This is a genomic window from Pseudomonas sp. Yb2C2 (assembly GCF_052112325.1).
GTDB lineage: Bacteria > Pseudomonadota > Gammaproteobacteria > Pseudomonadales > Pseudomonadaceae > Aquipseudomonas > Aquipseudomonas marginalis.
Map to the genome: position 1 here is coordinate 23,826 of NZ_JAVAJK010000039.1, position 7,840 is coordinate 31,665.

The 7,840-nt window shown below is 62.4% G+C and carries 4 protein-coding genes; 3 read left to right on the forward strand and 1 reads right to left on the reverse strand.

Features of this window, described 5'->3' with window-relative positions:
• Positions 1-56 precede the first annotated feature (56 nt).
• A complete protein-coding gene (locus Q8X51_RS30900) occupies positions 57-1,262 on the reverse strand; it encodes a multidrug effflux MFS transporter (RefSeq protein ID WP_407694876.1) in 1,206 nt (401 codons plus the stop codon).
• A 100-nt stretch (positions 1,263-1,362) separates the two neighbouring features.
• On the opposite strand from Q8X51_RS30900, the gene Q8X51_RS30905 reads away from it, so the two are divergent.
• From Q8X51_RS30905 to Q8X51_RS30915, 3 genes are all read left to right on the forward strand, one after another.
• Positions 1,363-2,469, forward strand: coding sequence for an efflux RND transporter periplasmic adaptor subunit (locus tag Q8X51_RS30905; protein WP_065947520.1), 1,107 nt, complete (start codon positions 1,363-1,365; stop codon positions 2,467-2,469).
• 2 nt (positions 2,470-2,471) lie between these two features.
• Positions 2,472-5,555 (forward strand): efflux RND transporter permease subunit, encoded by a 3,084-nt coding sequence (locus tag Q8X51_RS30910; protein ID WP_407694877.1) that lies wholly within the window; start codon positions 2,472-2,474, stop codon positions 5,553-5,555.
• Positions 5,556-5,665: 110 nt separating this feature from the next.
• The coding region (locus Q8X51_RS30915; protein WP_407694998.1) for a DUF6531 domain-containing protein at positions 5,666-7,840 on the forward strand (2,175 nt) is incomplete at its 3' end.

Consider the following 7,840-nt stretch of genomic DNA (forward strand, 5'->3'; position numbering starts at 1 on the left):
CTCAAAAGAGAATCGTAATCATCCAGCCCCGAATAACTTGGACAAAGTGTGACAGCTCAAGCCGCCGCGACCTCTGCGGTACGGCGCTCACGCAACAGATGGAAGGCCACGAAAGCCGTCACGGCAAAACACGCCTGGATCACGATCATCGGTGTTGCACTGCCGTCACGCAGATGGCTCAGTAACAGGCCGCTGCAGGTCGCGCCGAACATCTGCGCAAAGCCCATCAAGCCGGCCGCCAAACCGGCACGGTGAGCGTTGGGCATGACCCCTCCGGTCACAGACCCGGGCAATACCAGGCCGCCGCCGAGGGTCGCCAGCGCAATGGGAATATCCAGGCCCAGCACCGACAGGCCAAACAGCGCATAAATCACCAGTGCGGCAATCCCGCCCATGGCTACCAGCGTCACGCCCATCGCCACAATCCGTTGCGGCCCCAGGCGCTGGATGTTGCGTCGGGTGTAGGTGGAACCGATGATCAGCATCGACACGATCAGGCCAAAATTGATGCCGTACTCCAGGCTGCTCAAGCCCAACAGATTGATATACACCGCCGAGGAACCGGCGATCACCGCGAACATGGCGCCATAGGTACACGCCAGCGCCACGGCGAACGCGCGGTACTGGCGGCCCTTGAGCAGGTCCAGGTATTGCCCGCCGAGGGTGCGCCAGTGGCCGGCCTTGGGGTCGAGGAAGTGGTTGCTCTCGCGAAAGAACAGCAGCGCCAGCAGCAGCACCCCACTGCCAATCACCAGTGCCAGCAGGATCGGCGCACGCCAGCCCAGCAGCTTGATCAGCAGGCCGCCGACCATCGGTGCGACGACGATGGCGTACAGCATGCCGATCATGGTCAGCGCCAGCGCCGGCCCCGCCTCGGCCTTCCACACGTCACGCACCACGGTACGCGCCAGTACCAGCGCAGCGCAGGCGCCGAGGCCTTGCACGACGCGAGTGGCGATAAATTGCTGGATGTCATTGACCAGCAGCATCGACAAGGTCGCCAGCACATACAGCAACAGCCCGCCGATCAGCACCGGACGGCGGCCGATGCGGTCCGACAGCGGGCCAAACAGCAGTTGCCCCAGGCCAAAGGCGGCGACAAACGCCGACAGTGCCATCAGCGCCGAACCCGGTGGCGCCAACAGGGCGTGCTCGATCAGACCCAAGCCTGGAATGATCAATTGGGTCGAGACTTCACCCAGCGCCGTCAAGGCCACCAGTAAAAACAACAAGCTTCGCGATGGGGCCGGGGCGTTCGACATGGGGATTATCCGAGGCTGGATTTATTTATATTTCGACCATAATATGCGTAAAAAATTATGTCCATAATTTTTTGCCCAATGGTAATCCCCGGAGCCCGACATGATCCCTCTCCCCTCGCGCCTTCTCACGCCCCTGGCCCTGTTGATCATCCTCAGCGGCTGCAACAGCCAGGCCGACACCGCCGCCCAAGCGCCGCAACCGCGTCCGGTACTCGCCGCCAAGGTCGAAGCCGCCGGCACTCAGCAAAGCGCCTATACCGGCGTGGTGGCTGCGCGTACGGAAAGCGACCTGGGCTTCCGGGTCAGCGGCAAGGTCATCGAACGCAAGGTCGACCCCGGCCAGCACGTTTCCCGTGGCGACACCCTGCTGGTGCTCGACATCGGCGACTTCGAGCTGGCCCTGCGTTCGGCGAAAAACCGCGTCAACGCCGCCCAGGCACAACTGCGTCAGCGCCGTGACGATGAAAACCGCTACCAGCGCCTGGCCAGTACCGGTGCCGTGTCACGACAGATCTTCGACCAGTCGGCGACTAACTTGCGCGTGGCCGAGGCCGAGTTGGCCGCGGCGCAATCCGACGCCAGTCAGATCGAGAACCGCCGCACTTATTCGGTGCTCAAGGCCGATGGCGACGGCATCATCACCGACGTGCGGGTGGACCGCGGCCAAGTGGTCGCCGAAGGGCAAATCGTCGCGCGCCTGGCCCATGACGGTGCCCGCGAAGCCATCGTCAACCTGCCGGAAAACCAGCGCGACCAGGCCGCGCAAAAAGCCCTGGCCTTCCCCTTCGGCGCCCCGGACCAGGCGGTGACGGCGACCTTGCGCGAACTGTCGGCCAGCGCCGATCCCACCACCCGCACCTACCGCGCCCGTTATGTGCTGCACGGTAACGTCGAGCGCTTCGCCCTCGGCTCGACCATCACCGTGCGCCTGCAAGGCGACGGCCAGGCACAACAAACCCGCGTACCGATCGGCGCCTTGCACGATGCAGGGCAAGGCACCGGTGTGTGGTTGATCGGCGCGGATGACAAGGTCAGCTTCGCCGCCGTCAAGGTCGCCAGCCTCGGCCAGGAAGACGCCCTGCTCAACAGCGGCGTGAACCCCGGCCAGGTCGTCGTCGCCCTCGGTGCGCACCTGTTGCACGGCGGCGACGCGGTGCGCCTGTTGCCCGCCCAGGTGCTGGCCCTCAACCGCAAACAGGACCAATGAGCATGCGCGGCATCAACCTCTCGGAACTGGCGGTCAAGCACCGCGCAGTCACGCTGTTTTTGATCATTGCGATCCTCGCCGCCGGGATTTTCTCGTTCGGCAAACTGGGACGCGCCGAAGACCCCTCGTTTACCGTCAAGGTCATGACCATTACCGCCGCCTGGCCCGGCGCCACTGCCCAGGAGATGCAGGAGCAGGTGGCCGACCGCCTGGAGAAGCGCCTGCAGGAACTGGACTACTACGACCGCGTCGAGACCATCGCCCAGCCAGGCTTTGTGTCGATGCGCATGACCTACAAGGAGTCCACGCGCCCCAGCGAAATCCAGGAGCTGTTCTACCAGACGCGCAAAAAACTCAGCGATGAAGCCGCGAGGCTGCCCAACGGGGTGATCGGGCCGTTCTTCAACGATGAATATTCCGATGTGTACTTCGCCCTGTACGCCCTGGAGGCCGAGCACTTGCCCCATCGGCAACAGGTGCAGATGGCCGAGGCCTTGCGCCAGGGCCTGCTCAACCTGCCGGGGGTGAAGAAGGTCAATATCCTCGGCGAGCAGGCCCAGCGGATTTTTGTCGAGTTCTCCTATGAGCGCCTGGCGACCCTGGGGATCAAGCCGGAGCAGATCTTCGCTGCCCTCGCCGCGCAGAACGCCGTGGCCCCGTCAGGTTTTGTCGAAACCGCAGGCGCGCGCGCCTATATCCGTATCGACGGTGCCTTCGATAGCCTGGCGCTGATCGAAAACGTGCCCCTGGAAGTCAACGGTCGCGTGCTGCGCATTGCCGATGTAGCCAGCGTCAGCCGCGGTTATGAAGACCCGCCCAGCTACCGCATCCGCCACCAGGGCGACCCGGCGCTGATGCTCGGCGTGATCATGGAAAAACACTGGAACGGTCTGGAGCTGGACAAAAGCCTCAAGGCCGAGGAAGCCCGGATCCAGGCGGACCTGCCGTTGGGCGTGAACTTCGCCAAAGTCTCCGACCAGGCGAAAAACATCAGCCTGGCGGTGAATGAATTCATGCTCAAATTCTTCGTTGCCCTGGCGGTGGTGATGCTCATCAGCCTGCTGGCCCTGGGCTTTCGCGTCGGCCTGGTGGTGGCGGCTGCGGTGCCGCTGACCTTGTCGGTGGTGTTTGTGATCATGCTGCTCACCGGGCGTGAGTTCGACCGCATTACCCTGGGTGCACTGATCATTTCCCTGGGCCTGCTGGTGGATGACGCCATCATCGCCATTGAAATGATGGTGGTAAAACTGGAGGAAGGTTTTGACCGGATTCATGCAGCCACCTTCGCCTGGAGCTCCACGGCGGCGCCGATGCTCACCGGTACGTTGGTGACGATCATCGGCTTTCTGCCGGTGGGATTTGCACGGTCCGGTGCGGGGGAATACGCCGGCAATATCTTCTGGATCGTCGGCTTTGCGCTGATCTCGTCCTGGCTGGTGGCGGTGGTGTTCACGCCGTACCTGGGTGTGAAGTTGCTGCCGCAGATCAAACCGGTGCCCGGTGGCCACGACGCGATTTACGCCGGGCGCTATTACCAGAAACTGCGTGATTTGGTCGAAGCCTGCGTACGCAGGCGTTGGCTGGTGACCGGGTTGGTGATCGCTGCCTTTGTACTGTGCGTACTGGGCATGGCCGTGGTGAAGAAACAGTTCTTCCCCAACTCCGACCGTTCCGAGCTGATTCTTGAGGTGTATATGCCGCCCGGCAGTGCCTTCAAGAGCACCGAGGCGGTGGCGGCGCAGTTGGAAAAGGCGCTGCTGCAAGAGCCGCAGACCAGCATGGTCGACACCTATGTGGGCGGTGGTGCACCGCGTTTCTTCCTGTCGCTGAACCCCGAAATGCCGGACCCGGCGTTTGCCAAGCTGATCGTGCAGACGCCGGACTCCCACGCCCGTGACGCCTTGAAGCTGCGCATGCGTGAGCGAATTGCGGCCGGTGAGTTTCCGGCGGCGCGGGTGCGGGTCACCCAGTTGCTGTTCGGCCCGCCGGTGCCCTTCCCCGTGGTGTTCCGCGTGTCCGGCCCGAATGTGGAGGTGCTGCGCGGCGTGTCCGAGGACGTGCGCAAGGTCGTTGCCGCCAACGCGCTGACCAAGGACGCCTTTCTCGATTGGGGCGAGCGCACCAGCGGTTATCGCCTGGTGCTGGATCAAGACCGCCTGCGCCTGCTCGGTTTTACCCCCAACGAGGTCAAATCCCAGCTCAACGCCTTGCTCAGCGGCAACCCGATCACCGAAGTGCGTGAGGGCAACCGCACCGTGTCCGTGGTCGCCCGCGCCCAGGGCAACCAGCGCGAGAACCTCGGCAACCTCAACAACATGACCCTGTCCAACAGCGCCGGCACGTCGGTGCCCCTGGCCCAGGTCGGGCAGTTCCAGGCGGTGATGGAAGAGCCGATCCTCAAGCGCCGCAACCGCGCGAGCACCGTGGAAGTGCGTGCCGACATCATCGACGGCGTGCAACCGCCCGACGTGGAAATGGCCGTGTACAAAGACCTGCAACCGCTGATCGCCCGGCTGCCGGCCGGTTACCGGATCGACATCGGCGGCCCGGTGGAAGAAAGCGCCAAGGCCAACGTTGCGCTGGCGGCGCTGTTCCCGATCATGATCCTGCTGACCCTCACGGTGATCATGTTCCAGGTGCGTTCCTTCGGCGTGATGTTCATGGTCTTCGCCACCGCGCCGCTGGGCTTGATTGGCGCGGTGCCGACCTTGCTGCTGTTCAACCAGCCGTTCGGGTTCAACGCGATCCTGGGCTTGATCGGGATCGGCGGGATTCTGATGCGCAACACGTTGATCTTTACCGACCAGATCCGCCAGAACCAGGAGCATGGCATGGCGATCCACGCGGCGATTGTCGAGGCCACGGTGCGGCGCGCGCGTCCGGTGATATTGACCGCGCTGGCGGCGGCGCTGGCGTTTATTCCGCTGACGTTGTCGGTGTTCTGGTCGTCCCTGGCATTCGTGCTGATTGGCGGGGTGGTGGTGGGCACGGTGTTGACGCTGTTGTTTCTGCCGGCGCTGTGCAGCCTGGTGCTGGGGCGGGAGAAGACAAAAATTGTCGAAACGCCCCACGTAAGCGCCGGATAAGCGCTACTCCCCTGCCCTGAAAACCGCTGCAAAGTCCCTCGCCTGAATACACAGTGCGAGGGATTGCAGATGGTGGTTTTCGTTAAAGCCCCGGTTGAAGGGGCTGTTTCATGATCGAGGTGACCCGCCAAGCCATTGGCTACCTGGTGCTGGCCGCCATGGATTCAAAGACGCGGGACGTCGAATCCGTTCTTAGCGACTTCGGGCGCTGCCTCAATACCTACGAGACCTGGGCGGAAAGCTTCTTTAGCTTTTCGGCCCTGGATATCGAACAGGTCTTCAAGGTCGGGGATGAAGTGGCGCTCATCGCGCCGATCAACCGCGCCATCCTTCCCAGCAGCACGACCGCAATGTGCCAGGCAAACGGCACGTTGACCCTGGTGCATATGTTCCAGAGCGCTCGGTTCGTGCCCATTGGCAATACGCCCGTGATGGTGCAACGCATCGATCCAGAGGGCGGCCCCCTGGGCGAGCCGATCCACAAGACCATCGGCCCCAGCGGCATCCTCGAAATCACCGAGTGTGATCGCAACCAGCAGTACCGGGTCAGCTTCTACCCCAACGTCTCCAAAGACCATTTCAAGGCGCTGTATGCCTCTTATCAGTCGGTTATCGCCCCGCTGGACAGTTGGTTGCGCAGTGAATGGGAGACCACCTTCGAACCGTTGTGGAAGGGTTACTCCGAAGCCAGCTTCCCCAAGCGCTACCTCGCCCTGCATCAAGCCTATGCCCGCGGCTTCGGCGAAGCGCTTTATTCACTCTGGGACACTGTCAAGCAGCTGTTTCAGTGGCTTGGCGACCCGCTGGCTTATGCCGAACAACTGTTGCACTACCTGTCAGCGGACGAACTTGAAAAGCTGCTGAGCCTCGGCGCCGACGCCCTCGCCAAGGGCTTGTTGGTGCTCAGCGACGAGCCGCTGCTGTTCATCTATCTGTCGGCAATGGTCAGCTGGATGCGTCTGTTGCCACCGCCCTATATGAACGAGTTGCTCGGGGAAATCAGCGCCGACGTATTGATCAACTTGTTGCTGTGTCTCGCCACTGCCGGGATGGGGATGGCGGTTCGAATAAGTACCAACGTGCTGGGCGGCATCAAGTCTCAACGTGCGCGCCGATGGCTGGAACGCATGGCTGGGCAGTTCGGAAAATCGCCCATGGATGAGCATGTCGAGCTCGCCAAACCGGTTCTGCTGGGTGGCCCTGCGACGTCGATCAAGACCATCCCGGTTGCGCCGTTGAAGGCGGGGGAGCATGTGGTTTCGAACCCGGTGCCGGCGGTTCGCAAGAAGACTCAGCAGACGGTGTTGGTCAGGCAGGAGCCTGTCGATGATGTGCCCGTTTCAGGGAAGAACCCGAACGGGGATGCGGCGGCCCCTTCGGATAAGACCGTCACCAACGGCTGCCCGGTGTCGATGGTTACCGGGGAGGAATTGCTCACCCTCACCGACGGCACGTTGGATGGAATCTTGCCGTTCGAGTGGACACGGTTGTATCGCACCAGTGCGGTGGAAGTGGATGGCGGGTTGGGGTTTGGCTGGAGTCATTCGCTGGCGCATCGGCTTTCTGTTTCAGGCGATTCGGTGGTGTGGACGGACCATGAGAACCGCAGTACTTCGTTTCCGATGCCGACCGTTGCTCGGCCTGCAATCACCAACAGCTTGGCCGAAGCAGCGATCTATTTGGGCGCATCGCCAGATGAATTAGTGCTGGCCCAGGCATCACGGTTTTATCACTTTCGCGACGGTGTGCTGGTCTCGATCAGTGATGCGTACGACAACTGGCTGCGGATTTCTCGGGATTTTCTGGGGCGTATCGAGCGGCTGGATAACGGTGCGGGGTGTGCGCTGTTCCTGCGCTATGCGTCGGGCCGCATCGTCGCGGTGGACTACCAGGTGCAGCGGGCCGAAGACCGTGGTCCGTATGTCTGGATTACTGAGCAGAGCATTGTTTCCTACGCCTATGACGATGCTGGCCGACTGGTCTCGGCGACCAATGCGGTAGGTGAAAGCGAGGTTTATCGCTACGACGATCAGCACGTGATTCTTGAACGTGGACTGGCCGGTGGGGCGAGTTTCTTTTGGGAATGGGAACGGCCGGGCAAGGCTGCGCGATGTGTGCGGCATTGGGCCAGTTTTTCCCAGATGGATACGCGGTATGTCTGGGGGGACGACGGCCGTGTCACGCTGCACAACGCCGATGGCAGTCAGGAAGTGTATGTCCATGACGACCGGGCGCGGCTGGTGCAGCGGATTGATCCGGACGGTGCCCAGCATTTCAAATCCTAC

Bases quoted from the DNA above. Each gene is read 5' to 3' on its own strand.
- Q8X51_RS30900 (WP_407694876.1), bottom strand. From the start codon at position 1,262: ATGTCGAACGCCCCGGCCCCATCGCGAAGCTTGTTGTTTTTACTGGTG.
- Q8X51_RS30905 (WP_065947520.1), top strand. From the start codon at position 1,363: ATGATCCCTCTCCCCTCGCGCCTTCTCACGCCCCTGGCCCTGTTGATC.
- Q8X51_RS30910 (WP_407694877.1), top strand. From the start codon at position 2,472: ATGCGCGGCATCAACCTCTCGGAACTGGCGGTCAAGCACCGCGCAGTC.